Source organism: Erythrobacter sp. GH1-10 (assembly GCF_045363165.1).
Taxonomy (GTDB): Bacteria; Pseudomonadota; Alphaproteobacteria; order Sphingomonadales; family Sphingomonadaceae; genus Erythrobacter.
The window spans coordinates 1831347-1856239 of record NZ_JBJFLP010000001.1 but is presented as its reverse complement, the minus strand read 5'-3'; the positions used below and the strand labels follow the sequence as shown (position 1 = coordinate 1856239).

Genomic DNA, 24893 nt, shown 5'->3' with positions numbered 1-24893 from the left:
TTTCGGCGCGCTCCGTCAACGCCCGTTGTCGGCGGGTATCAAACCGATCGGATCGTCGGGACGCACGGGAAGCGGCCTGATATCCGATGGATTGCCCATCATCACCATCACCGAACAGCCGTCCTGGCGCCTGTCGACCGCATAGATGAGATGGGGGTTCTCCGGCGAGGCCGGTTCGCGCTCCAGCAGGGGAAGGCCGGTATCCTCGCGGGCCTGCATGATCCGGTCGCGGCACGCCTCGCTCTGTACGTTCAGCGACCGGGCTAGATCTTCACGCATCGCGACCGCCGGGGCTTCTCCTCCAGCTGCTGGCGAGGGGATCGGCGCGGTTCCCGAAGCGGTAGAAGCAAGGAGCGGCGCGGAGGGCGCAGAAGCATCGCTCGCGCCGATCAATGCGAATGCGGCGAGCGGCAAGACTAATAGGCGCATGGAGCTTCTCCCAATCTTGCCAATGGGATACCAGAATGCGTTTCGGAATTCCAATCCGGCGTCAGTGCCCCTGTTTGCGGGAAAGCTCTCTCATCGCGTCATCAAGCCCGTCGAGGGTCAGCGGATACATCCGGTCGTCGACCAGCTGTTTCAGCATCTTGGTCGACTGCGAATAGCCCCACTGCTTTTCGGGCACCGGGTTGAGCCACACCGTTGCGGGATAGGTGTTGGTGACGCGTTGCATCCACACCGCGCCCGCTTCGTCGTTCATGTGCTCGACCGAGCCGCCGGGATGGGTGATTTCGTAGGGACTCATCGCCGCATCGCCGACGAAGATCACCTTGTAATCGTGGCCGTATTTATGGAGCACGTCCCAGGTCTTGGTGCGCTCCTGCCAACGGCGCTTGTTGTCCTTCCACACGCCTTCGTAAAGGCAGTTGTGGAAGTAGAAGAATTCGAGATTCTTGAACTCGCTGGTTGCAGCGCTGAACAGTTCCTCGCACAGCTTGATGAACGGGTCCATCGACCCGCCGACATCGAGGAACAGCAGCAATTTGACCGCATTGTGCCGCTCGGGGCGCATGTGAATGTCGAGCCAGCCTTGTTTAGCGGTTCCCTCGATCGTTGCATCCAGATCGAGCTCGTCTGCCGCCCCTTCGCGCGCGAACCGACGCAGGCGGCGGAGCGCCATCTTGATATTGCGGGTTCCGAGTTCCTTGGTGTTGTCGAGATTCTTGAACTCGCGCTTTTCCCAGACTTTGATCGCGCGCTTGTGCTTGCTCTCGCCGCCGATCCGCACGCCTTCGGGATTGTAACCCGAATTGCCGAAGGGCGAAGTTCCGCCGGTGCCGATCCATTTGTTTCCGCCTTCGTGGCGCTTTTCCTGCTCCTCGAGCCGCTTCTTGAGCGTCTCCATGATCTCGTCCCAATCGCCGAGCTTTTCGATCTCGGCCATTTCCTCTTCGGAAAGAAATTTTTCAGCGACGGATTTTAGCCAGTCCTCGGGAATATCGACCGGGTTCTGGCCGTAATCGGTCAGTATGCCTTTGAAAACCTTGTGAAACACCTGGTCGAAACGGTCGAGCAGGCCTTCGTCCTTCACGAAGGTCGCGCGCGACAGGTAATAGAACGCCTCGGGCGTCTGCTCGATCACGTCTTTTTCGAGCGCCTCCAGCAGGGTGAGGTGCTCCTTGAAACTCGCGCCGATCCCGGCTTCGCGCAGCTCGTCCATGAAATTGAAAAACATGTCCCACCGTCTAGCCGCAGAAAGGTGCGCTTTCCAGCATTTTACCGCAATCCGCAGGGGGCGCTTAAACCTTCGCTAACCATCCTTGCTTAGGCACAGGCGAAGCAAGGAATTGCCACAAGGGTCTGCGCAACATGAAACCGATCACGATCGATACCGCGAACGCTTCCGCGCTCGACAAAATACCTGAAAGCTGCGGCGCGGTAACTGTCGGATGCACCGACGTCGCGGGGGTCGTCGAAGCGGTGATCAAATCATCCGAAAGGCTTCGCGAAGAGCACGAGGCGCTCCGGGGTACGGTGGCCGCACTCGAAGCCGATCAGGAGAAGGTCGCCGAGGCCAGCGATGAAGCGCGATTGCTGTCCGAACGCGCGATCGAGCGTCTCGGCGAGGGCACGGCGCTGATCCAGTCCTCGCTCGGCCAGATCAACGGTTTGCTCGAACTGGTCGATGCCCTCGGCCAGCATGTCACGAGCTTCTCGGCAGCGATGGAACAGGTGCGCCGCAGCGCTCAGGACATCGACGATATCGCCGAAACGACTAACATACTGGCGCTCAACGCGACCATCGAAGCGATGCGCGCGGGCGAAGCGGGGCGCACTTTCGCGGTGGTCGCCAGCGAGGTGAAGAGCCTTGCCAACGATACCCGCAAGGCGACCGAGGAAATCTCCCAGACAGTCGAGGCGCTCGGTGCCGAGGCGAGCGAAGTGATCGGCAGGATCGAGGAGGGCTCGCAGGCCAGCGCGCAGGCCAAGGCGTCGGTCGCGCGGATCGAGAACACGATTACGTCCGTGGGTGAACTGGTCGAGGAAGTGGACAAGCAGAACGACGTGATCGCTCGCTCGACCGGCACGATCAGCGGCCATGTCGATGCGGTGCAGGACGTGCTGGTCAGTTTCGACCGCGCCGCGCGCATCAACGAAGACCAGCTCCAGGGCGCACACCGCCGGATGGAAGAACTGGAACTGACGGCGAGCGAAATGTTCGACCGGATCGTTCAGGCCGGGCTTTCGCCTCAGGATAGCGCGATGGTAGAAAAAGCGCAGGAAATTCTGGCGAAAGTCGTCAGCGAAACAGAGGCGGCAATCGACGCAGGCGCACTGACGGAGCAGGCGGTTTTCGATCACGAATACGTGAAGGTGGAAGGTACCAATCCTCCCTTGTTCCGGACCCGGCTGTCTGATTGGGCCGACGAGAACTGGCGACCGTTCCTGGACGAGACCGAAGCCAGCGACCCGCAGATCCTTGCTGCGGCCTGCACCGATACCAACGGTTTCCTCCCGACCCACCTGACCGCGAAGTCGCGCAAACCCACTGGCGATGTAACCCACGACACGGAATATTGCCGCAACGGGCGCATCCTGCTCGAGGCGATCGACAAGAAAGCCAAGGTCAGCACCGCCCCCTACATGATGGCGGTCTATCGTCAGGAAGGCGACGGGACGCAGTATCGTGTGGTCCGCAACGTCTATATTCCGCTGTACATCAAGGGACGTCGCTGGGGCGATTTCGAAGTCGCCTACAGTTTCAACTGATTTCAGTCTGACGCGGAGCGAGCAGCCGTCTCGGCATCGCTGCACGGCGGCTTGCTGCCGTCGCGACAGAGTGCCCGGTCGGGGATCGACCACAGCGAGTCCGCGCCGATCAGGCCGGCGAAGATCTCCTCGTCGTCATACGAGTAGATCTCCAGTGCGCCGGGGCCTCCGGTTGCCAGATACCCGTCCTTCTGCCCCGGAAAAGCCGAGCGCTGGTGGCAGTTCTGGCAGTTGGTCTTGATCGGATGCGCCGCCGCGAGCTCGATGTACGGATTGTAAGCGATCGGCCAAGTCGAGCCACCGGGCTCGGCAGGCCAGTCGTAGGTCGAGGCCATCAGGTAATGCTGCGACGGGCCGCCGGCTCCGGCGATCTCAGGGCGATAGGTCGAATAGGGGCCTTCATCCGGCCGGTCGCTCCACCATACCGACTGGAAGGTCCAGCTTTCTTGCTCCTTCGTCTGGATGTGCATCGCGACGAGCGCGAGGCGGTCGCCCTGCTCGAAAGTGCGGCCATAGGCATAATAGGCGGACGTATCGATCAGCGCGCGATCGCACGGGTCCATCGACGCGAAGTCCGGTTCGAAACTGTAGAAGTCGTCGATGCTGACCGGGCTTGCCTGTTCATAGGTGTTCGGGCCGACCCTGCTGCCGCCCAGCGTAACGCCTTTATTGGCGAGCATCGTTACCTCCACGGGATCGGACGAGACCGGCCCGGTGGTCACCGCCACGGCCCTCGGCCATTGCGTCTGGATCTCGAAGCCGGAATACTTGCCGTAATCCTCGGACAGGTCGTCCCATACCGGGACCGCGGTGTACCCTTCCTGGCTGATCGGCCACAGCATCGGCTTGAGCACGATCGCCTCGCTCGGGAAATCGGCGATCTGTTTGGTCTCGTCCTGCGGCGGACGCATGCCCTGCAGCACTTCAGCGCTGTACAATTGATTCTGTCGGATCCAGTCGTAAGCCGCCGAATTGTAGATAACTCCGGCGAGCATGACGTCGCCATTGTTCTGGAGCGTCGGTCCATTGGCGAGCGAGTCCGCTTCTCCAGGCGTGCTGACTATGCAACCCTTGTAGTCGGTATTGTCCAGCACCGGTTGCGGCACGGCATAGATCGGATGCGGCTTGAAATTGATCGGCTCTTCGCCGGTCGTCAGCCCGTTATCGATTTTGAACGCCCGCATGGGCTTTTCGCTTTGCGCTACAAGCGCCGCGCTTTTCCCTGTGCCTCCGCTGCGAGGAGCATCCTCGTCATCGATCGAAAACGCCTGAGTTTCGGTGCACCAGCTTTGCCAGGTCCATCCCGCGCCTTGTTCTTCCTGCAACCCGGCGAACAGCTTCCAGCCGTGTTCACGCGTCGCCTGTTCGTCGCGGTTCGCGACCCATCCCGCAATTTGCGACGCGGCGGCGGGCCAACCGAGGCCAGGAGGCATCGAGGCAGGCGAGGTGCAAAAGACGATATCGCTGACCGGGACGACCTGCTCGTCGGCCTCGTCGGCGCAGCCGGCCAGAACGGCGACTGCACCGATCAGGCCCGAAGTCACTCCAAGCCGAGCACCGCGTTTCCAAATATTTCTCATGATCCCCTCCCATCCCCAAGAGTGGATCATTCAATACTATTTCGCGGGATTTGCAATCCCGTGAGAATATTTCTGAACGCTTTAAGTAAAATCAGGTGGGATTACGGCGGGCCATGAAGGCAAGCCGCTCGAACAGCATCACATCCTGTTCGTTTTTCAGCAGCGCACCGTGAAGCGGCGGGATCGCGCTGTTCGGATTGCTGTCTTGCAGGACTTCGAGCGGCATGTCTTCGTTGAGCAGCAGCTTGAGCCAGTCGAGCAATTCGCTGGTCGAAGGTTTCTTCTTCAGGCCCGGCACTTCGCGCAGCTCGTAGAAAATATCCATCGCCTTCTTCACCAGCGTCTTCTGGATGCCCGGGAAGTGGACATCGATGATCGCCTGCATCGTCTCGCGGTCGGGGAACTTGATGTAATGGAAGAAACAGCGCCGCAGGAACGCGTCGGGCAGTTCCTTCTCGTTGTTCGAGGTGATGACGACGATCGGGCGTTCCTTCGCTTCGATCCGCTCCTGCGTCTCGTAAACGTCGAAGCTCATGCGATCGAGCTCCTGCAGGAGGTCGTTCGGGAACTCGATATCGGCCTTGTCGATCTCGTCGATCAGAAGGACGGGGAGCTCCTCGGAGGTGAAGGCCTCCCACAGCTTGCCTTTCTTGATGTAGTTGCGAATGTCGTGCACCCGCTCTTCGCCGAGCTGACCGTCGCGCAGACGCGCCACGGCGTCGTATTCGTACAGACCCTGGTGCGCCTTGGTGGTCGACTTTACGTTCCATTCGATCAGCGGAGCGTTGATCGCCTTCGAGATTTCGTGGGCGAGCACTGTCTTGCCAGTCCCGGGCTCTCCCTTGACCAAAAGCGGACGCCGCAGGGTAACCGCCGCGTTGACGGCGACCTTCAGGTCTTCGGTCGCGATGTAGTCGCTGGTGCCTTCAAAGCGCTGCTGGCCATTGGGCTGATCGGTCATGGTGTCCCTTCGATTGGTCCGTATTCGAAACTGAAATGCTACGCTGCGATAGGGCGCGCCGCGCGCCCACGCAAGGGGGAGCGCTGCAGCGCTATCGGAATGGGGAGGAGGCGTCAGCGCGGTAAGGCCAGCATACGCTGGGCAATTGCATAAAGCGTCGTCGTCTCGACTCCCGCTTCGGGATTGTTCCAGCCGACCGTGGCGATCCAGGCATCGCCATTGCCGTCACGCAGCAACCAGGTGAAGTTGAGCACGCCGGGCTCGGACCCGCCTTTGAAGCCCACATAGTCCCAGGCATCACCCTGCGCGCCGGTGAGCTGCGGCGCAACCGCCATGACTTGCCGTGCTGCGGGGTTCTCATAGGCATTGAGCCGCGCAAGCAGGCGAGCCAGATCGTTGGGTGAGGCAAACCATTCGATATCGATCGCGCCGGGCGTGTCCGAACCGAAAGCGGCCTGCACCTTCTCCTGCGAAACGTCGGCTTCGGTAAGCCCGTCGAGGATTGCTCGCTGGCCGGCATCATCCGCCGCGCGGTAGCGGGCGATGGTCTCTTCCGAAACGCCGCGCATCGCGAACAGCTGGCGGGTGGTCATCAGCGGGATCGTCGCCGAGGGATCGCTGTTGCCGCTGGCGACCAGTTCGGCCTCGACAGCTTGCCGACCCAGCGTCGTTATCAATTGGTCGGTCGCGGTGTTATCACTGATCGAAATCATCATGGTGGCGAGTGTCTGGAGCGTCACCGGCGCGCCCTGCGGCCAGTTCTGCATTTGCCCGCTAGGAAACGATTTCTCCGTCAAGGAGACCACGTCGGCCCACGATCGCTCTCCTTGCTCGACCGAATTCGCCAGCGCCGAAAGCACGTAGAGCTTGAATGCCGACCCCAGCGCCAGCTGTGTATCTTCATTGTGCGCGAACACCGGCTGGACCGCTCCCTCTCGAGTGATGCGGGCAAACAGCGCGTTCGCGGCACCGGGCAGGTCTTCCAGCGCCGCGCGGATTTCCTCAGGGCTTTCGCTGATCGGTTCGAAAGACTGGAACAGCAATTCGCTGATGCGGTTGCCGCTTGCTGGATCGATCGCAATGCCGCCGCGGGCGATCGCGCGCTCCAGCCGTATTGCGAGGCTGGCACGATTGCCGTCGCGCGGTTCGACCGCTTCTACCGAAATCGCCGCGCCGAACTGCCCTGTAAGCTGCTGCGAAATGGCCTTGAGTTGCTCGGTCGGAACAGCGGCGAGGAAGGCTTCTGTGAATACTGCGTCGGGTTGCTCGTCCAGCTGGCCGTTAAGCAACAGCACGACTTGTTCGGCGCGCATTTCTATCGGGGTTTGCTCGGCGACAGCCTCAACGTCATTGCCCTGTGCCATCGCGGCCGGGGCGGCGACGAAGCCGAGGGCCAGAGCGCTGGCAATGAGGCGGTTTGTCAAACAATTCATAGGATTGTCCTTCAGCTTGTGCAATTTGAAAGGATAGTCAGGCGAGGTCTTCAAGCAAGGCCAGTTTCCGCTTGAGGGCACGCGCCGCGATCCAGTTGGCCGCTGCCACGCCGATGAAGATGGCGAGCGTCAATGCGAGCGGTCCGGTCAAGCCCAGCAACGCCTCGTGCCAGCCGGCTTTGGCAGCGACATTGGCAGAAACCACTGCGTAGAACATCGCGATTCCGGGGATGAGCGGGGCGATGTACCATTTGGGCACGTCACGAAGCGCTTCGTACTGGCGGCGATACTGGCGCTCGAGGTGGACCAGGCACGGGTCTTCCGGCCGCCGATCGACATTGCTCCCGCGGGTGTAGAGACCCTTCATCACCACGATTGCGCCCACGACAGTGAGCGCGAAGGCGATGGCGATGAGCCATTCGGATACCGAGGCCGCGGCGATTGCCGCTGCCGTAAATAGTACGCACACCATTGCGCCGGCCCCGTATTCGATGCCGTTACGGATGCGAATGCGGCGTTCGAACCGGTCGATGCGGGCGGCGCAATCGGAAGAAGCGCTGAACTCGGCGTCGGGTGCCGCTTCGCACCATTGCGGGAAGGGGGGAGTGCTCACGATAATACTCCTGTGCTTCGGGGTTGTTCGAAATGGCTTGCGAGCAGTGTCTTGATGCGGTGAACCCGCACGCTAACGGCGCCCGGCGAAAGCCCGGTTATCTCGGATATCTCCGCGCCACTTTCGCCTTCGAGCCACAGGACGATCACCTGTGCGTCGAGCGGCGGCAGCTGGCGGATCAGTTCGGCGACCTGCGCAAGTGCGTGCGCTTCGGCGGTTTCGCTTTCCGGATTGCCCGCCGATGGCAGCGTCTCGATCTCCTCCAGCGGAATGCGCCTCGGGCCGCGCAAAGCCTTGGCGACATGGTCGGCGGCAATATTGTGCGCGACGCGGTAGACCCATGTCTTGAGCGCGCTTTCACCCTCGAAACGGGCGAGGCTCGACCAGATCGCGCAATGCATTTCCTGTTCGAGATCGCGCGCCTTTTCGCTGTCGCGTTCGACCGCGCGGGCGAGGCGGGCGATAGCGGGGGCGAATTGCGCACCTGCCTGCCGGTAAAGCTGTTCCTGTCGCTCCGTCATGCCCCTTTAGTCTGTCCCGCGCGAACTTTCTTACATGACCGGTGTAATAATTCGTCCCTGTGTAGCGTAGAAGGACGCGAATGCGCGCGAGAATCCAGCGAGGAGGCCGCCATGCCGAGCGAAACCGTGACTATAGAAACCGCTGCCGGACACACGCTTTCCGGAGCCATCGAACTGCCCACCGGACTGGTGCGCGGTGCCGCGGTGTTTGCGCATTGCTTCACCTGTACCAAGCAATCGAAGGCGGCGGTGAGCGTCGCGCGGGCGCTCGCCCGGGAGGGCATAGCCTGCCTGAGGTTCGATTTTACCGGGCTCGGCGGAAGCGAGGGTGAATTCGGGAACGCGGGGTTTGTGACGGATATCGCGGATCTCGTTGCCGCGTCGGAGACCATCTCCGAACGGTTCGACTGCAAGCTGCTGCTCGTGGGGCACAGCCTCGGCGGCGCAGCGGTGCTCGCGGCGGCAGCCGATATGGGTTCGGAGAAGATCGCTGCGGTCGCCACGATCGGCGCACCTTCCGACGTGCCGCACGTGTTGAACAACATCTCGGGCGATCTCGATGCGATCGAGCGCGATGGAGAGGGTGAGGTGACCATCGGTGGGCGCCCTTTCCGGCTCGGCAAGGAGTTCATCGAGCGCACCCGCGAGACCGACCTGATCGCTCTCATCCGGGGAATGCGCGTGCCCTATCTCGCATTGCATTCGCCAATCGATACCGTGGTCGGGATCGAGCATGCGAGCGCGCTCTTCGAAGCGGCATTCCATCCCAAGAGTTTCGTCAGCCTCGCCGGTGCGGACCACCTCCTCACCGATGTCGCCGACGCCGAATTCGCGGCGAGCATGATCGCCAGCTGGGCTCATCGTTATCTTCCCCTGCGGGCGGACTGGCCGATGCCCGAGGAAGGGATCGTGGTGCAGACCGGGAACGGTAAGTTCGGCACCGAGGTTCACACTGCGAGCCACCGCTTCGTCGCCGACGAACCCAAGAGCTATGGCGGCGACGACACCGGTCCGACGCCTTACGACCTGCTGCTAGCCGCGCTCGGCACCTGCACCGCGATGACGATGAAGATGTATGCCGACCGGAAGAAATGGCCATTCGAGGGGACTCGCATCCACCTCACCCACGAGCGCAATCACGCCGAGGATTGTGGTCATGCGCTCTCGGCCGAAGAGGAAGGAATGGAGGCGCAGGCGTTGCACCGCTCGATCGAGATCATCGGCGACGCATTGAGCGAAGACCAGCGCGCGAAGATCCTGGAAATCGCCGACAAATGCCCGGTGCATCGCACGCTGGAAGGGCACTTGCACATTCACACCGAGGAGGCCGACTAGAGCCGGTCGTAGGCTCCCGCGCAGACCAGCAGGAACGTCGCGAGCATGATCCCGATGGTGGCGACCTTCCACCCGGTCCCGGCGTCCTTCATCCCGCGGTCCCAGGTCCACGCCCCGATGGCGGCGGAGACGAGCGCCGACAGCGCGATGGTGATCGCACCGTGTTGACCGAGAAGCAGGATAAAGATCGCGAAGACCACGACCATCTGGATAACGAATGCGCCGGTGAACCAGACGATTGGGATCGGGCGGTAAGCGGTGTCGGGCACTTCCCAGTCGGGAAGCGAGCTGTCGGGCCGAGAGATGCGGCGGTCCCCCGCGTAAATGTCCTCTTCGCGCGGGTCGGGGTATTTCCCGTCAGGCATCGATCATGTCGCGGTCCATTTCGCCCGCGCGGTTCTGGATGAAGTTGAACCGGTGCTCGGGATTGCGGCCCATCAGCTGGTCGACCAGTTCCTTCACCGCCGCGCGCTGTTCGAACTCGGGCGGCAGGGTGATGCGGATCAGCGAGCGCGTATCGGGGTTCATCGTCGTTTCGCGCAGCTGCTGCGGGTTCATCTCGCCGAGCCCCTTGAACCGGCCGACGTCGACCTTCTTGCCCTTGAACACCGTTTCTTCCAGCTCCTTGCGGTGCGCGTCGTCGCGGGCATAGCGGCTCTCCTTGCCTGCGGTGAGGCGATAGAGCGGCGGCTGTGCGAGATAGAGATGCCCCTGCCGCACGATCTCGGGCATTTCCTGGAAGAAGAACGTCATCAGCAGGGTCGCGATGTGCGCGCCGTCGACATCAGCGTCGGTCATGATGATGATGCGGTCGTAGCGCAGGTTTTCGGGGTCGCAGTCCTTGCGCGTCCCGCAGCCCAGCGCGAGGCCGAGATCGGCGATTTCGGCATTGGCGCGGATCTTGTCGGCAGTGGCGCTTGCGACGTTTAGGATCTTGCCGCGGATCGGCAGGATCGCCTGCGTCTTGCGGTCGCGCGCCTGCTTGGCGCTGCCGCCTGCGCTGTCGCCCTCGACGATGAACAGCTCCGTGTCCGCGTCGCCTTCGCCCGAACAATCGGTGAGTTTGCCGGGGAGACGCAGCTTCTTCGCATTGGTCGCGGTCTTGCGCTTAATCTCGCGTTCCTGCTTGCGCTTAAGCCGTTCTTCCATGCGCTCCATGACCTCGCCGAGCAGCGCCTTGCCGCGCTCCATATTGTCGGCGAGGAAGTGGTCGAAGTGGTCGCGCACCGCGTTCTCGACGAGGCGCGCGGCTTCGGGCGAAGTCAGCCGGTCCTTGGTCTGCGACTGGAACTGCGGATCGCGGATGAAGACGCTGAGCATCACTTCCGCGCCGGTCATCACGTCGTCGGCGGTGATGTCCTTGGACTTCTTGGCGCCGACGAGCTCTCCGAAGGCGCGAAGCCCTTTGGTCAGCGCGGCGCGCAGGCCCTGTTCGTGCGTGCCGCCGTCGGGGGTCGGCACGGTGTTGCAATACCAGCTGGTCGATCCGTCGGAATAGAGCGGCCAGGCGACCGCCCATTCCACCTTGCCCTGCTGGACACCGTCGACCTGCGGGAATTCCTGCTGCCCGGTGAAGGGCTGGGACGTAACGCATTCGCGCGCGCCGATCTGCTCGGCGAGGTGATCGGCGAGACCGCCGGGGAACTTGAAGGTCGCTTCCTCGGGCACGTCTTCGCTCGCGAGCGACGGGGCGCATTTCCAGCGGATCTCGACGCCTGCGAAGAGATAGGCTTTCGAGCGCGCCAGCTTGAACAGCCGCGCGGGCTTGAACTGGCGGTCCCCGAAGATTTCTTCGTCGGGAGTGAAGGTTACCGTAGTCCCCCGGCGATTGGGGGTTGGGCCAAGCTCCTCGAGCTTGCCAAGCGTCTGGCCCTTCGAGAATTCCTGCGCGTATAGCTGCTTGTCGCGCGCGACCTCGACCCGGGTGTGCGACGACAGCGCATTGACGACGCTCACGCCAACGCCGTGCAGTCCGCCGGAAGTAGCGTAGGCCTTGCCGGAGAACTTGCCGCCAGAATGCAGCGTCGAAAGGATCACCTCGAGCGTCGATTTACCCGGAAACTTCGGGTGCTCGTCGACCGGGATGCCGCGCCCATTGTCCGAAATGCTCAGTCGGTTGCCTTCCTCCAACCGCACTTCGATCCGGTTGGCATGGCCTGCGACCGCCTCGTCCATCGAGTTGTCGAGCACTTCGGCGGCGAGGTGGTGCAGAGCGCGGTCGTCGGTCCCGCCGATATACATGCCGGGCCGACGACGAACGGGTTCGAGCCCTTCGAGGACTTCGATCGAGGACGAATCGTAGTCGCCGCTTGATGTCGGCGTGTTTTCAAACAGGTCTTCGGACATGCAATCGATATGGACCCGTGGGGCCGCGCTCACAAGCGGAGCGCTCCTGTTTTACGCCGGTTTTAATTGCCGAAGCTGCTCGGCGCGGCATCGACGGGTACGACGCTGCCGGAACGCACCTCGCGCACTTCGAGCGCGCGCTCGGCCACGCCGCTGCGGGCGAAGCGAAACGGTCCGTCGACACCGAGGAAACCGCCGCGATCGTAGAGTTGCGAGGTCGGGAAATTGCTGCCGACACGCCAGTCGCGCGCGACGCGCAGCGTCAGCAGCACCGAATCGTATCCGAGCGTCGCGATGCGATATGGCCTGCTGCCGAAACGCGCCTCGTAACTGTCGGCGAAACGCTTGTAGCGGCTGTCGGAGACTGCGGCGAACAGCGCGCCGTTGATCGCATTCGATCGGGTCAGGACGGATTCGCCGCTCCACAGCTCGGTGCCGAGAATGCGCGTTCCCTCTGCCCCCTGGCTCTTCAATTCGCCCGCGGCCTGAACGGCAAGCCGCGCACCATCGGCGATCAACACGGTATCGTAGCCGCCTGCGGCACGAAGCCGCTGTGCAGCGCTTACGATCGAGGTGTTCCCGCGCGCATATTGCGCCGAACCGATTAGCGTGCCGCCAAAGTCGCTCAGGGCATTGTTGAGCGCGTCGAAGCTCTTTTGGCCATAATCACCCTCGGGAACGAGCGCTGCGAAATTGTTGGAGCCGCGGGACCGCGCGTATTCGACTGTGCGGCGGATCGATTGCTCGGGAATATGCCCCATCACGAACACGTCCGGGCTGGCGACCGAGGAGTCGTTCGAGAACGCGATCGCGGGCACTCGGGCCGGCCTCGCGGCGGCCTGCACCGCCGGTACATTCGTGGCAAGCAAGGGGCCGAGGATCAGCTTGTTGCCATCGGCGATCGCCTGGCGTGCGGCTACTCCCGCTCCATTGGACGTGTCGTAAGTGGTGATGCGCAGATTGCTCGCATTGGTGTCGAGCAGCGCCATGGTGGTCGCGTTGGCGATCGACTGGCCGACTTCCGCCGTGGAGCCGGACATCGGGACCAACAAGGCGACGCGGTGCCGGGTCGCATCGCTGGGAAGCGCAGTCGCGCTTGGTTGGGGCGTGGGCGTCACGTCGGGAGCGGTCGAGACCGGTTCGCCGGTTTTTGGGATAACGGCGCACCCTCCCAGCATCGCCGCTGTGCCGGCGACCGCCAGCACGCGCTTCGAAAACACATTCGAAACCAGTGAACCCAAACGCTTCATTCTTGCCGACCCCCATCTGCTGCTTCAAAGGTGGGCGCACATGAAGACGCCGGAACCTGAATCAGCCCTTAGTGAACCTCTCGAAGCCGGGCTTTATATTGTCGCCACGCCGATTGGCAATCTTGGCGACATAACGGTGCGTGCTGTCGATATTCTGCGGCGGTGCGAGGTGATTGCGTGCGAAGACACGCGCGTTACCGGCAAACTGCTCAAGCACTGCGGGGTGTCGACGCGGATGCAGCGGTATGACGACCATGCGTCCGACAAGCAACGCGCCATGCTGCTCGATATGGCGCGGTCCCGCCCGGTGGCTCTGGTCAGCGATGCGGGCACGCCGCTGGTTTCAGATCCTGGCTACCGACTTGTGCGCGAGGCGCGCGAGGCGGGCATTTCCGTGACCAGCATTCCGGGTGCCTGCGCGGCGATTGCCGGGCTGACGCTGGCAGGCCTGCCTAACGATCGCTTCCTGTTCGCAGGCTTCCTGCCGGTAAAGGAAAAGGCGCGCTGTGACGTGCTGAACGAACTGGGCGGGGTCGATGCGACGCTGATATTCTACGAGACAGGGCCGCGTCTTGAGCGCAGCCTGCGGGCGATCGCGGAGTTGTGGCCGGAGCGCGAGGTCGCCGTGGCGCGCGAACTGACCAAGCTTCACGAGGAATGTCGGACGGGGAGGGCGCAGGAGCTGGCCGAGTGGTATGCGGAGCATTCTCCCAAGGGAGAAATCGTGCTGCTGGTCGGGCCGCCGTCAGACGCGCCCCCGACTGGCGATCCCGAGGCGTTGTTGCGCGAGGCTCTCAGCGAAATGAGCGCCAGTAAGGCGGCCGGGAAAGTAGCCAAAGCAACAGGCATGGACCGGCAGACGCTCTATGCGCGTGCGGTGGAACTCAAGTCGCAATGAGTGCGAAGCGGGAAATTGCCGAACGGCGCGGGCGCGAGGGCGAGGCTCAGGCCGCGCAATGGCTCGCGCAGCAGGGCTGGCGCATTCTTGCCGAACGGGTGAAGACCCCCGTCGGCGAGATCGACCTGATTGCGCGAAAACAGGGCCTCACCGCATTCATCGAGGTAAAGTGGCGCAAGAGAGCAAGCGACCTCGCCGATGCTATCGACGAGCGTCGTTTGTCCCGGGTCGCGGCAGCGGTCGAGGCGGTGGCGCATGAGTATGTGACGGATGGCGGTGATATGCGAATAGATGTGATCCTGCTTGCACCCGGCGCACGACCTCGCCACATCGAAAACGCGTGGATGCCTTGATTACCGAGGCCTCCCGCTCGCCCTGAGCTTGTCGAAGGGCTGGCTTTCCTTTTAGTCGGGAGCCGAATGAAGAAGTACAGTGCTTCGACAGCCTCAGCATGAGCGGGAGTAAGAGATTGGCCCTTAAAGTCGCGGTCCAGATGGACCCCATCGAAACGATCAATATCGCCGGAGATTCCTCCTTCGCGCTAATGCTGAAGGCGCAGGAGCGCGGTTACGAGGTGTTCGAATATCACGTCGAAAGCCTGACGCTCGACGCCGACGACCGGCTGTATGCGCAATGCTACCCGGTTAAGGTCCAGCAGGTCGAAGGCGACCACTTCGAGAAGGGCAAGGCGCAGCGGCTCGATCTGGGTAGGGATATCGACGTGGTACTTATGCGGCAGGACCCGCCGTTTCACATGGGCTACATCACCGCGACCCACATGCTCGAGCGCATCCGGCACGAGACTCTGGTGGTCAACGATCCCGCCAACGTCCGCAATGCGCCCGAGAAGGTGATGGTGCTCGACTACCGCCAGTTCATGCCGCCGACGCTGGTCACCCGCTCGGTCGAAGAAGCGCGCCGCTTCATGGAAGAGCATGGCGCGATCGTGATGAAACCGATCCACGGCAATGGCGGCAAGGCGATCTTCCGCATTCCCGAAGGTGGCGACAACCTGACCGCGCTGTTCGAGGTCTTCAACATGACCTGGCCCGAGCCGCATATGCTGCAACCGTTCCTCCCCGAAGTGTCCGAAGGCGACAAGCGCATCGTGCTGGTGGACGGGGAAATCGCGGGCGCGATCAACCGGATCCCGGGCAAAGGCGAGTTCCGTTCGAACCTCGCGATGGGCGGCAGCGCCGAGGCAACGGAGCTGACAGAGCGCGAGCGCGAAATCTGCGAGGCGATGGGGCCCGACCTGAAGCGCCTCGGACTGGTGTTCGTCGGCATCGACGTGATCGGCGGGAAGTACCTGACCGAGATCAACGTGACCTCGCCGACAGGTATTGTGGCGATCGACAAGTTCAACGGGACCGATACGGCGGGGATGATCTGGGATGCGATTGAGCGGCGGTTGGGGTGAGTCCGTAATTGGGATCTGGTGATTGTCACGCTACCGTCCGCCTATGGGTGGAAAGCGGAAGATCCTTTTACCTTATAGCGATCGGGTTGATTATCGCTTGCACAGAACCCTCGAGGCGCGGAGTGCCCAGAACAAAGAAGAACTCGCTCACATCATCCGAGATAAGTTCTGTGGTGTTCATATTCTCGAGGATGTGAATGCCCTTTTCGGCAAGAAGATGTGCGTGCACAGGAAACGCAGCGCCTTCTTCGTTGGGCGCATCAGACTCCAGCCCTGGCGTGTCGGAACCAACAGCTACGACGCCGAGTTCTGCAAGATACCGCGCGCCATCAAGATTTATCCCGGGTTGGCGTGTGCCGAAAGTCTCTGCCTCGGCAATTCTCGACAACCAACCTGTGTGAAGCAGAACGACATCGCCTGGACGAATTTCAACCCCCTGCGCCTCTGCCGCAGCGCGAATATCTTCAGCGTCGTAACTGGTGAGTGGGTCGAGGACATCCACCCCGAAGTGCTTTGCTATGTCGATGACAACACCACGTGTCGCAATGGGCGGTATGTTGTGCGCGCCATGCACTTCTAGCCCGTCGGCTGCGAACATCTCGTCGGCGGTGACGCCGCCATAATACACTCGGTCGAGCCCGATATGACCAAACCCATCAATTTGGGAGCCGATCCCAATGTGGGTGACGACCTTGTCGTCATGACCAGTAAGCTTGTTTGAGCCAAATTCGCCGAGGTCAAAAACCTGCATTTCGAACTCTCGGTTACCCCAAGCGGGAGTCTGAGGTCCGGTGACAATACCCAACTGATAGACCTTGCCTTGCGTGACCAAGTCCGCTGCCCGACGAACATGCTCGGGTGTGAGAGTTCCTGCCATGCCAAACACGGGGTCTGGTGGCGTTACAAGGCTGCCGCTCTCCCCGGTTCCAACTTCATCGCATCCTACGAGTATGAGGCCCGCGGCAATGAATGTCGCGATACCCAGTTTCTCTCTGGTCATAGAAATCCCCCCTTCATCCGGACGCAAAGGTTATGCGGCCAGTTCAAGGTTGTCTAATTTAGAAATTCAAAAGCCCAACGCGTCCGCAATTGGGTCGTTAGCCGCATGTCCGGTTTCGACGCGTAACACAGCTAAGCGGTCAGTCGGCTTTCAGGATGCCATTTGAGCTTTTCTAGAGGCTGCTCATGGGTGGAAAGCGGACATAATATTTTATCCCGGTAAAGACTGACCTAGGTTCGGGGGTCAGTCAGGATTGGAGAATGGCCTTTGTTTCAAAGATGCCTTGCTCCCTGCAGTAAGTGAGTATGGTCGACGTTCGTTGCTAGAACTCCGTGCTGGAACGGTTCACCGGCTCGTCTGCGCGGCGCTTATCGCGTTCACTGTTCGCCGCTTTCACATCAGCCAATCTCTTCTTTCTGCGCCAATCCAAGTTCAATCCCCAGATAACAAGCGCCGCGACCGCCGGCACTGCGATCCAGCCAGGAAGTCGACTGGCTTGCCACGTCATAGCCACCATGATCAGGGCGATAACGGCGGTCACGATTCGGAGTGCTTTCATACTGATCCTTCGGAGAGTGGCGAAGTGCGTGATCTTCGGCTGGGACATGGCTTGAAGAGCACTCGATACTGATTGCACCGGCAGGCATGCAATCGAAGCCGGATCGTCCGCTTCGGGGTTCTGACCAGGCAATAAATCAATCTTCGACCTCAACTTGCCGCGCGCTTCGCGAGGTAGAAGCCGTCCCTTTCGATGGTGGCAATAATCTCTGAAGGCTCCAAACCGAATCTGATGCGGCCTCCCACAACCACTTCGGTAAGCCCATCGGCCTTCCAACTTGAATTGGCCTTCGGCAGTTTCGTGCCGGAAATCTCGTCGGTGATTACGACCGCAGAGCCATCCGCCTCATGAAAACGATAATATGGCAAAGAATGACCTCCCCTCTCGAAAGGGAAATGGGGCTGCGCTAGAGCCTCGTTACCGACATGCACAGCGTCGAATGTCAGTAGACGTGCGGAAAAGCGATCATCGATTGAGAGCTTGGACGAGGGTCTTGTTGCACGAGGGCTCCCTTTAGAAATCGGGCACTGCTTGCCTCAATTGTTCCTCATGTTTTCCAGCCCTTTGACAGCGCCGGGTTTGACGGTTGGCTGGGATGCGTTCGACTTCGGCTTCACCTGCTTGGGCTTACGAATTTCCTTGTTCGATTTACGCTGGCGTTTGGACATAACCTGTTCCGATCTGAGTTAGAGGCAAAGCACTCTCCAGCGAGCAAAATAGCCGACGCTTATTTGGCTAAGGCTGTGAATTCAGGAGCTCGACAATTTCGTCGAAGCTCTGACTGACATTGACTTGGAAGCTGCTTCCGAAGTGTAGGACCGATCCATTACCTCTTTCGGCCAGCAAATGAATGCTGGATAGCCGACAGGCGATTTTTGAGCCGTCGGTTCGATCAAGTATCACGAGCCTGTCGATGTGAGGCGTCTTGCGTGATGCAAGGGCGCCTCCCTCATTTTCCCATTCATCGAACTTGCGCGGAGATGGTTGGGACGAGTCTGCAAGAGCCATTGGATGATCACTGATCTCAGCGTGCGTCACGGGGCCAACCCTTATTGGATAGGCCGTTCGCCTTACGCCACTCGGCCATCCGCTTCGCACGGGTTCCCATCAATTCGACAGCGTGCCGGCGTTCTTCCGCTGAACCCGAGCGATCGATTTTCATAGCCGCAAGCTGGTGATCGAAGAGGAATTGATTCATCGGCATGGCAATGGATCCTAGGGCTTGAGGTTGAGCGTGAGCCGGGGGTGAACATCCCCCGGCCCCTGCTGTACGGCGTCAGCCCTGCTGGGCGCGAGCCTGCTTCTCTTGCGAGGAAGGTTCGCCCTGCTGATGCTGCAGGTTCACGGCGCGCTTCTTGCCGCCATCGACTTCGCTGGTTTCATAGCTGAAACGCTGATCGACCTTTGGCATCTGACCTTCCTGCTGAAGGTCCGCCTTCTTGAATCGGAGTGCGTCTCCGCCCGATTCAGGGGTGATCGAGCCCGTGCCCATGCTGCTGTCGTAGCTCTTGATCTTGCCAAAATGTGTCATGTGTAATTCCTTCGCGTAAGCTTGCAGCGCGCCAGAATAGACCCGGCTGCGACTAGAAGGCGGAACTGAAGGAAAGGGCATCCGAATTGTGGAAGCGGTGACCGTCGATTGCGACTGGTAGCTAACCCTTAAATGGCTATACCGAGGCTCGATTACAACCGCCGTGCAAAGCAAGATCTACGAAAGGGGCTGATGTCCGCAAGTGGGTCGTTACCGGACCGTCCGCTTTCTTCTGAAATCACCCCTTCTTCGCCCGCGGATGCGCTGAACGGTAATTCTCGAGCAGGCTCGCAGCATCGACCTTCGTATATATCTGCGTCGAGCCGAGCGACGCATGGCCCAGCAATTCCTGCAAGCTGCGCAAGTCCGCGCCCGCGCCCAGCAAATGCGTCGCGAAGGAGTGGCGTAGGGCATGTGGGGTTGCGGTGTCGGGCAGGCCGAGTGCGCGGCGGGCGCGTGCCATCGCCTTTTGCACCATCCCTTGCGACAGCGCGCCGCCCTTGGCTCCGCGGAATAGCGGCTCCCTCGCCGAGAGCGGGTAGGGACAGGCTTCGGTGTAGGCGCTCACCGCATCGCGCGTGATCGGCAGGATCGGCACGAGCCGCTGCTTGCCGCCCTTGCCGGTGACTTGCAGCGTTTCACCCAGCGGCGCGTCGCGGCCCTGCAAACTCAGCGCCTCGGCGATGCGCAGGCCCGATCCGTACATCAGCAACAACACCGCGCGATCGCGTGCGCCGATCCAGTCTTCGGTGGCCGTTCCGTCGATCAGGTCGGCGATGTTGATGGCCTCATCGGGCGTGACGGGGCGGGGCAGGCCCTTCTTGAGCCTTGGCCCCCGCACGCGCGGAGCAGCCGGATCGGGATCGCCGCTCTCGCTGCGGGCGAAGGCGATAAAGGCTTTCAATGCGGAAAGCTCGCGCGCGGCGCTGGCGTTGGCGATACCTTCCTCGCGGCGGGCGGCGAGGTGGGCGCGCAGGTCGTGCGCCTCCAGCGCGGCGATGTCTTCCCACGAGGAAAGCTCGCGCGCGGCAATCAGTCGCTGCGCCGCGCTGGTGTAGGCGCGCACGGTGTGCGGGCTGCGTCGCAGCGCATCGGCGAGATGGCTGCGCCACTGGGCGAGGAGTTCGGGAGCGCTCACGCCTGCACCAGTTCGCCCGAAACGAGCTCACCCAGCAGCGCATCGAGCACGACGCGCCCGCGTTCCGTGACGGTCAGGCGCGGACCTTCGGTGGTTACCATGCCGATTGCACGGAGGTGATCGAGCTTGGCGGGATCGACCAATCCATCGCGAGGGATCCCGAAACGCTTCTCGAAGCCGCGCAGGTTGATCCCCTCGCTGAGGCGCAAGCCCATCATCAGGGCTTCCGAGGCCTGTTCGCCGGTCGAAAGCGAGCGCTGTTCGGCGATGCCGTGACCGCGTTCGCCAACAGCCTTGAGAAAATTCTCCGGCTTGCGGTGGCGCACCGTCGCAAATCCGCCCCGCCGTCCGTGCGCGCCCGGTCCGATCCCGGCATAGTCCTGATATCGCCAATAGGTCAGGTTATGGCGGCTCGCCGCGCCGGGGCGAGCGTGGTTGCTTGTCTCATAGGCGGGCATCCGCGCGCGATCGGTCAAGCGCTGGGTCAGTTCGTACAGGTCGGCAGCGGCATCGTCGTCGAGCGGGGTGAACACCCCGCGCCTCACATCGGTCGCGAACCGTGTGCTCGGCTCGATAGTGAGCTGGTAGAGCGAAAGGTGATCGGTGCCGAAACCGAGCGCGCGGGTGAGCTGCGCTTGCCACTGCTCGGGGGTCTGGCCGGGCAGGGCATAGATCAGGTCGAAACTGACCCGCTCGAAGCTGTTCTGCGCTGTCTCGAGCGCCTTCAGCGCCTCTTCTGCTCCGTGCAGCCGGCCGAGCCAGCGCAGGGTCTCGTCATCAAGCGACTGCACACCGAGCGAGACGCGATTGACTCCCGCTGCGGCAAGCGCCGCGAAATTGGCGGCCTCGACCGAGGAAGGGTTGGCTTCCAGCGTGATCTCGATGTCGGGGTCGAAGCCCCACAGTTTGCGCGCCTCGTCCAACAGGGCTTCCACCAGCGCGGGCGGCATGAGCGAGGGTGTGCCGCCGCCGAAGAAGATCGAAGTGAGGCTTTCGCTGCCCGCCACCTTGGCCTCCGAGCGCAGATCGGCGAGCAGAGCGGCCTTCCATCCCTCCACATCGACGCTCTCGCGGACATGCGAGTTGAAATCGCAATAGGGGCATTTCTTCGCGCAGAAGGGCCAGTGGATGTAGAGCGCGCGGGCCATGCGATGACCCTATGCGATGACGGCCCCCAAAAGCCAATCTTGCAGTTCGGCGCATGCGGAAAACCATCCGTGCACCGGCGGTGAAATATTCGCGCCAGGCCGTTTTGACCGGCCGCCGTTAACCATGCTTATTCAGCTGAATTTGAAGATAAACGCCTTGATGGGGTTTCATGAGAAGCGGTCGCATATTGCTGCGCTCGACGAGCGCGCTGGTCCTGACTTTCGCCACCGCCGTTGCCGGTTGCGGAGGCGAGGGCACAGCTCCTTCGGGGGGCGGAGCGGCGGCAGCGCCTTCGCCCAGCCCCTCGCCATCCCCGAGCCCGTCCCCCAGCCCATCCCCCAGCCCATCTCCCAGCCCAAGCCCATCGCCGACGGGTAGCGGCAGCGCGACACGGCAGGAGCAAATGCTCGAAGCGATGCTGCGCGATCACAATGACGCTCGCCGGGAGGTCGGGACGCCGGACCTGGTGCTCGATGACGACCTGATCCAGCAGGCGCAGGCCTATGCCGAAGAACTCGCCGCATCGGGCCGGTTCGAGCACAGCCCCGCGAACTCGCGTCAGGGGCAGGGGGAAAACCTGTGGGCGGGCACCGCCAACCGCTTCACCTTCGAACAGATGGCGGGGGCGTGGATCGACGAAAAGCAGTATTACGTCCACGGCGCCTTTCCCTATGTCAGCAGCACCGGGAGGTGGCAGGACGTGGGGCACTATACCCAGATCATCTGGCGCAACACGGCCAAACTCGGATGCGGGCTCGCTACCGGCAATGGCCGCGATGTCTTGGTGTGCCGCTACGCGCCGCAGGGCAATGTCGTCGGCCAATACGCCTACTGATCAGGTGCCGAACTGGTCGGCGACCAGCTTGGCGAAGGCATCTGCGCGGTGGCTGATTGCGTGCTTTTCTGCAGGGTCGATCTCGGCGAAAGTTTCGTCGCCTTCGCGCGCCGCCGGAACGAAGACCGGATCATAGCCGAAACCCATTTCGCCGCGCGGCGGCCAGGTTAGCGATCCGGGGCAGCTGCCTTCGTAGACGGCGTGTTCACCATCGGGCCATGCGATCGCAAGCACACAATGAAACGCCGCCGAACGGTCGGTATCGGGGCCGAGGTGCTGGAGCATCCCCTCGACCTTTCCCATCGCCATGTACCAATCGCGGCCCGGATCGCCTTCGAACCACTGCCGCTCGGCCCAATCGGCGGTGTAGACGCCCGGACGTCCGCCGAGCGGATCGACGCTGAGGCCGCTGTCATCGGCAAGCGCGGCCAGACCGGAAGACTCCGCTGCGGCGCGCGCCTTGATCAGCGCATTCTCGACGAAGGTCTTGCCCGTCTCGGGCGGCTCGGGGAGGCCGAGCGAGCCGGCAGAGATGCACTTCATCCCGTATGGCTCGAGCAGAGCCGAGATTTCCTTGAGCTTGCCCGAATTGTGGGTCGCAATGACAAGCGACCCGCCGCCGAGTTTGCGCGTCACTTCACCGCGTCCAGCTGGGCCTTGAAGATCCCGTCGCAGCCGATCTTGGCGAGACGGAGCAGGCGCAGCAGGCCTTCTTCGTCATAGGTCGCGCCTTCGGCGGTGGCCTGCGCCTCGGCGATCTGGCCGCCGGAGATCAGCACGAAATTCGCATCGGCATCGGCGGACGAATCCTCGTCGTAGTCGAGGTCGAGCACAGGCGTCCCGTTGTAGATGCCGCAGGAGATCGCGGCGACTTGTCCGGTGATCGGGTCTTCCTTGATGTCGCCCCCCTTGATCAACCCGTCGACCGCGAGTCGGAGCGCAATCCACGCGCCCGAGATCGAAGCCGTGCGCGTCCCGCCATCGGCCTGGATCACGTCGCAATCGAGGGTGATCTGGCGCTCGCCCAGCTTGTCGAGATCGACCACGGCGCGAAGCGACCGTCCGATGAGACGCTGGATTTCCTGCGTGCGCCCCGATTGCTTGCCCCGCGCCGCCTCCCGCGAACCGCGGGTGTGCGTCGCGCGCGGAAGCATCGAATATTCGCCGGTGACCCAACCGGTGCCCTTGTTGCGCATCCACGGAGGGACGCTGCGCTCGACGCTGGCGGTGCACAGTACCTTCGTGTCGCCGAAGCCGATGAGGCAGGAGCCCTCGGCGTGCTTGGTGTATCCGGTCTCGATAGTGATGGCGCGCATTTCATCGGGCGCGCGTCCTGAAGGGCGCATGAGTGTCTCCGCTAGGTGCGATTCGGTGTTGCCGCGCGGTGTGGCGGGGAAAGGAGTATGCCGCAAGGCTTGGCGAATGCGGAGCAAGCGCTAAATTGGGGGCATGGCCTCACCACCGATCACCGAGCTGACCGAACGCGCGCGGGAGATTTTCCGTCGCGTTGTCGAGGGTTACATCGAAAGCGGGCAGCCGGTCGGGTCCAAGACGCTTGCGGCGGACGGGGCGCTCAACCTGTCCTCCGCCTCGATCCGCTCGGTGCTGGCAGATCTCGAAAGCCTCGGCCTGCTCGCCGCGCCGCACACCAGCGCGGGCAGGATGCCGACCGATGCGGGCCTGCGCATCTTTGTCGACGGGATGATGCGCGTCGCCGAGCCGACCGAGGAAGAACGGGCGCAGATCGAGGCGCGGATTTCGGGCAACGGCCCGGTCGAACAAGCGCTTCAGCAGACCAGCGCGCTTCTATCGGAGCTTTCGGGAGCGGCAGGCATGGTTATGGTGCCGACCCGCGAGCAGCGCCTCGCGCAGTTCAGTCTCGTCGATCTTGGGCAGGGCAGGGCGCTCGCGGTGCTGGTCGGCGAAGACGGGGGTGTCGAAAACCGCGTGATCGACCTCGGCGGAGCGCTCTCCCCCGGATCGCTCGACCGTGCGAGCAATTACATCACCTCGCGGCTAGCCGGGCGAACTCTGGCCGAGGCCTCGCGGGCGATGCATTCAGAAATTTCCGCCGGAAAGACCCAGCTGGACGATGTCAGCCGCGATCTCGTCGAACGCGGGCTTGCGGTCTGGAGCGAGGATGCAAATGCGAGGCCCGTACTGATCGTGCGCGGCGCAGCGAACCTCCTCGACGAGGAGGCTTTGGGTGATATCGACCGGGTGCGCTCGCTGCTCGACGATCTGGAGGACAAGCAATCGGTCGCCGACCTGCTCGAAAGTGCGCGCGAGGCCGATGCGACCCGCATTTTCATAGGCAGCGAGAACCGGCTGTTCGGGCTCTCGGGCTCCTCGGTCATCGCTTCGCCCTATCGCGATCGCGAGGGCAGGGTGGTCGGCGTACTCGGCGTGATCGGCCCCACGCGGTTGAATTACGCGCGAGTCGTCCCCATGGTGGATTTGACCGCCCGTTCGCTGGGCAAGCTTATCGCTTGAATGGAACACCAAGACACATGAACGACAACAGCAAACCGCAGGACGATGCGGCGAACGAAGACGTAAAAGCCGAACTGAAGGGCGTGCCCGAAGAGTTCCTCACCGATGACGACGAACTCGAGCCGCCCGAGGCTGATTCCAATATCACCGAAGCGCTCGAGGCGCTGAAGCGCGATCTGGAAGAAGCGAAGCAGGAAGTCCTTTACGCTAAGGCCGACACGCAGAACGTGCGCCGCCGTGCGGAAAAGGACATCCAGGACGCGCGCAATTACGCCGCGACCGGCTTTGCGCGCGATATTCTGAGCGTGTGGGACAATCTTTCACGCGCGGTGCAGGCGATCCCCGACAGCCTGCGCGAGGATGAGAAGATGAAGGGCCTCGTCTTCGGGATCGAAGCGACGCAGCGCGAACTCGAAAAGGTGTTCAAGCAGCACGGCATCGAGCGCATCGCCGCGATGGACATGCCGCTCGATCCGAACCAGCACCAGGCGATGATGGAAGTGCCGACCGACGAGAAAGAACCCGGCACGATCGTGCAGGAAATGCAGTCAGGCTGGATGATCAAGGACCGCCTGCTGCGCCCCGCGATGGTGGGAGTGGCGAAAAAGCCGGATTGATCGG

26 protein-coding genes are annotated in these 24893 nt (G+C 62.2%); 8 read left to right on the top strand and 18 right to left on the bottom strand.

The window, feature by feature from the left end; all coding sequences use genetic code 11:
- Positions 1–15: 15 nt before the first annotated feature.
- Positions 16–429 carry a hypothetical protein gene (locus tag ACI5KX_RS09140; protein WP_406810360.1) on the bottom strand — a complete coding sequence of 138 codons (414 nt, stop codon included), beginning with the start codon at positions 427–429 and terminating at the stop codon, positions 16–18.
- A 61-nt stretch (positions 430–490) separates the two neighbouring features.
- On the bottom strand, positions 491–1675 hold the full coding sequence (locus ACI5KX_RS09135) for a vWA domain-containing protein (protein ID WP_406810359.1): 1185 nt from the start codon (positions 1673–1675) through the stop codon (positions 491–493).
- A 134-nt stretch (positions 1676–1809) separates the two neighbouring features.
- On the opposite strand from ACI5KX_RS09135, the gene ACI5KX_RS09130 reads away from it, so the two are divergent.
- Complete coding sequence (locus tag ACI5KX_RS09130; protein WP_406810358.1) at positions 1810–3210, top strand: methyl-accepting chemotaxis protein; 1401 nt, start codon at positions 1810–1812, stop codon at positions 3208–3210.
- A gap of 2 nt (positions 3211–3212) precedes the next feature.
- Here the strand turns inward: ACI5KX_RS09130 and ACI5KX_RS09125 are convergent, their stop codons facing one another.
- The 5 genes from ACI5KX_RS09125 to ACI5KX_RS09105 form a co-directional block, all read right to left on the bottom strand.
- Positions 3213–4790: a hypothetical protein gene (locus ACI5KX_RS09125; protein WP_406810357.1), complete on the bottom strand. Its 1578-nt coding sequence runs from the start codon at positions 4788–4790 to the stop codon at positions 3213–3215.
- A 91-nt stretch (positions 4791–4881) separates the two neighbouring features.
- Positions 4882–5751 carry an AAA family ATPase gene (locus tag ACI5KX_RS09120; RefSeq protein WP_406810356.1) on the bottom strand — a complete coding sequence of 290 codons (870 nt, stop codon included), beginning with the start codon at positions 5749–5751 and terminating at the stop codon, positions 4882–4884.
- A gap of 113 nt (positions 5752–5864) precedes the next feature.
- The gene (locus ACI5KX_RS09115) at positions 5865–7175 is read right to left on the bottom strand and encodes a serine hydrolase (RefSeq protein ID WP_406810355.1); all 1311 of its coding nucleotides are present in this window, start codon (positions 7173–7175) and stop codon (positions 5865–5867) included.
- A gap of 46 nt (positions 7176–7221) precedes the next feature.
- Positions 7222–7797, bottom strand: a complete 576-nt coding sequence (locus tag ACI5KX_RS09110; RefSeq protein ID WP_406810354.1) for a hypothetical protein — start codon at positions 7795–7797, stop codon at positions 7222–7224.
- Positions 7794–8318: an RNA polymerase sigma factor gene (locus tag ACI5KX_RS09105; protein WP_406810353.1), complete on the bottom strand. Its 525-nt coding sequence runs from the start codon at positions 8316–8318 to the stop codon at positions 7794–7796. The genes ACI5KX_RS09110 and ACI5KX_RS09105 overlap by 4 nt, the downstream gene beginning before the upstream one ends.
- A 111-nt stretch (positions 8319–8429) precedes the next feature.
- Between ACI5KX_RS09105 and ACI5KX_RS09100 the strand changes: the two genes are divergently transcribed.
- On the top strand, positions 8430–9653 hold the full coding sequence (locus tag ACI5KX_RS09100; protein WP_406810352.1) for an alpha/beta fold hydrolase: 1224 nt from the start codon (positions 8430–8432) through the stop codon (positions 9651–9653).
- Here the strand turns inward: ACI5KX_RS09100 and ACI5KX_RS09095 are convergent.
- From ACI5KX_RS09095 to ACI5KX_RS09085, 3 genes are all read right to left on the bottom strand, one after another.
- A complete protein-coding gene (locus ACI5KX_RS09095) occupies positions 9650–10018 on the bottom strand; it encodes a hypothetical protein (RefSeq protein ID WP_406810351.1) in 369 nt (122 codons plus the stop codon). The genes ACI5KX_RS09100 and ACI5KX_RS09095 overlap by 4 nt on opposite strands.
- Entirely contained in the window at positions 10011–11999 is a 1989-nt protein-coding gene (parE, locus tag ACI5KX_RS09090; protein ID WP_406810350.1) for a DNA topoisomerase IV subunit B, read from the bottom strand. The genes ACI5KX_RS09095 and parE overlap by 8 nt, the downstream gene beginning before the upstream one ends.
- Positions 12000–12061: 62 nt before the next feature.
- Entirely contained in the window at positions 12062–13177 is a 1116-nt protein-coding gene (locus tag ACI5KX_RS09085; RefSeq protein ID WP_406811348.1) for a penicillin-binding protein activator, read from the bottom strand.
- Positions 13178–13289: 112 nt separating this feature from the next.
- On the opposite strand from ACI5KX_RS09085, the gene rsmI reads away from it, so the two are divergent.
- The 3 genes from rsmI to gshB all read left to right on the top strand — a co-directional run bounded on the left by rsmI (position 13290) and on the right by gshB (position 15567).
- Complete coding sequence (gene rsmI / locus ACI5KX_RS09080) at positions 13290–14147, top strand: 16S rRNA (cytidine(1402)-2'-O)-methyltransferase (RefSeq protein WP_406811347.1); 858 nt, start codon at positions 13290–13292, stop codon at positions 14145–14147.
- Positions 14144–14500, top strand: coding sequence for a YraN family protein (locus ACI5KX_RS09075; RefSeq protein WP_406810349.1), 357 nt, complete (start codon positions 14144–14146; stop codon positions 14498–14500). The genes rsmI and ACI5KX_RS09075 overlap by 4 nt, the downstream gene beginning before the upstream one ends.
- Before the next feature lie 116 nt (positions 14501–14616).
- Complete coding sequence (gene gshB, locus ACI5KX_RS09070) at positions 14617–15567, top strand: glutathione synthase (RefSeq protein ID WP_406810348.1); 951 nt, start codon at positions 14617–14619, stop codon at positions 15565–15567.
- Positions 15568–15634: 67 nt separating this feature from the next.
- On the opposite strand, the gene ACI5KX_RS09065 is transcribed toward gshB, so the two are convergent.
- The 6 genes from ACI5KX_RS09065 to hemW all read right to left on the bottom strand — a co-directional run bounded on the left by ACI5KX_RS09065 (position 15635) and on the right by hemW (position 20943).
- Positions 15635–16567: a cyclase family protein gene (locus tag ACI5KX_RS09065; RefSeq protein ID WP_406810347.1), complete on the bottom strand. Its 933-nt coding sequence runs from the start codon at positions 16565–16567 to the stop codon at positions 15635–15637.
- 322 nt (positions 16568–16889) lie between these two features.
- Positions 16890–17126 (bottom strand): hypothetical protein, encoded by a 237-nt coding sequence (locus ACI5KX_RS09060; protein WP_406810346.1) that lies wholly within the window; start codon positions 17124–17126, stop codon positions 16890–16892.
- Between the two features lie 149 nt (positions 17127–17275).
- Entirely contained in the window at positions 17276–17494 is a 219-nt protein-coding gene (locus ACI5KX_RS09055) for a hypothetical protein (protein WP_406810345.1), read from the bottom strand.
- A gap of 908 nt (positions 17495–18402) precedes the next feature.
- Positions 18403–18657, bottom strand: a complete 255-nt coding sequence (locus ACI5KX_RS09050) for a cold-shock protein (protein ID WP_406810344.1) — start codon at positions 18655–18657, stop codon at positions 18403–18405.
- Positions 18658–18895: 238 nt separating this feature from the next.
- A complete protein-coding gene (locus tag ACI5KX_RS09045; protein ID WP_406810343.1) occupies positions 18896–19795 on the bottom strand; it encodes a tyrosine recombinase XerC in 900 nt (299 codons plus the stop codon).
- The gene (hemW, locus tag ACI5KX_RS09040) at positions 19792–20943 is read right to left on the bottom strand and encodes a radical SAM family heme chaperone HemW (protein WP_406810342.1); all 1152 of its coding nucleotides are present in this window, start codon (positions 20941–20943) and stop codon (positions 19792–19794) included. Before hemW ends, ACI5KX_RS09045 begins: the two co-directional genes overlap by 4 nt.
- A gap of 404 nt (positions 20944–21347) precedes the next feature.
- Here hemW and ACI5KX_RS09035 point away from each other — a divergent pair, with 404 nt between their 5' ends.
- Positions 21348–21779: a CAP domain-containing protein gene (locus tag ACI5KX_RS09035; protein ID WP_406810341.1), complete on the top strand. Its 432-nt coding sequence runs from the start codon at positions 21348–21350 to the stop codon at positions 21777–21779.
- Here the strand turns inward: ACI5KX_RS09035 and rdgB are convergent, their stop codons facing one another.
- Together rdgB and rph are read right to left on the bottom strand one after the other, a co-directional pair.
- Positions 21780–22415, bottom strand: a complete 636-nt coding sequence (rdgB, locus tag ACI5KX_RS09030; protein ID WP_406810340.1) for an RdgB/HAM1 family non-canonical purine NTP pyrophosphatase — start codon at positions 22413–22415, stop codon at positions 21780–21782.
- Positions 22412–23125, bottom strand: a complete 714-nt coding sequence (gene rph, locus ACI5KX_RS09025; RefSeq protein ID WP_406810339.1) for a ribonuclease PH — start codon at positions 23123–23125, stop codon at positions 22412–22414. Before rph ends, rdgB begins: the two co-directional genes overlap by 4 nt.
- Before the next feature lie 103 nt (positions 23126–23228).
- Here rph and hrcA point away from each other — a divergent pair, with 103 nt between their 5' ends.
- Together hrcA and grpE are read left to right on the top strand one after the other, a co-directional pair.
- Positions 23229–24272, top strand: coding sequence for a heat-inducible transcriptional repressor HrcA (hrcA, locus tag ACI5KX_RS09020; protein ID WP_406810338.1), 1044 nt, complete (start codon positions 23229–23231; stop codon positions 24270–24272).
- Positions 24273–24289: 17 nt separating this feature from the next.
- Positions 24290–24889 carry a nucleotide exchange factor GrpE gene (gene grpE / locus ACI5KX_RS09015; protein ID WP_406810337.1) on the top strand — a complete coding sequence of 200 codons (600 nt, stop codon included), beginning with the start codon at positions 24290–24292 and terminating at the stop codon, positions 24887–24889.
- Positions 24890–24893 lie beyond the last annotated feature (4 nt).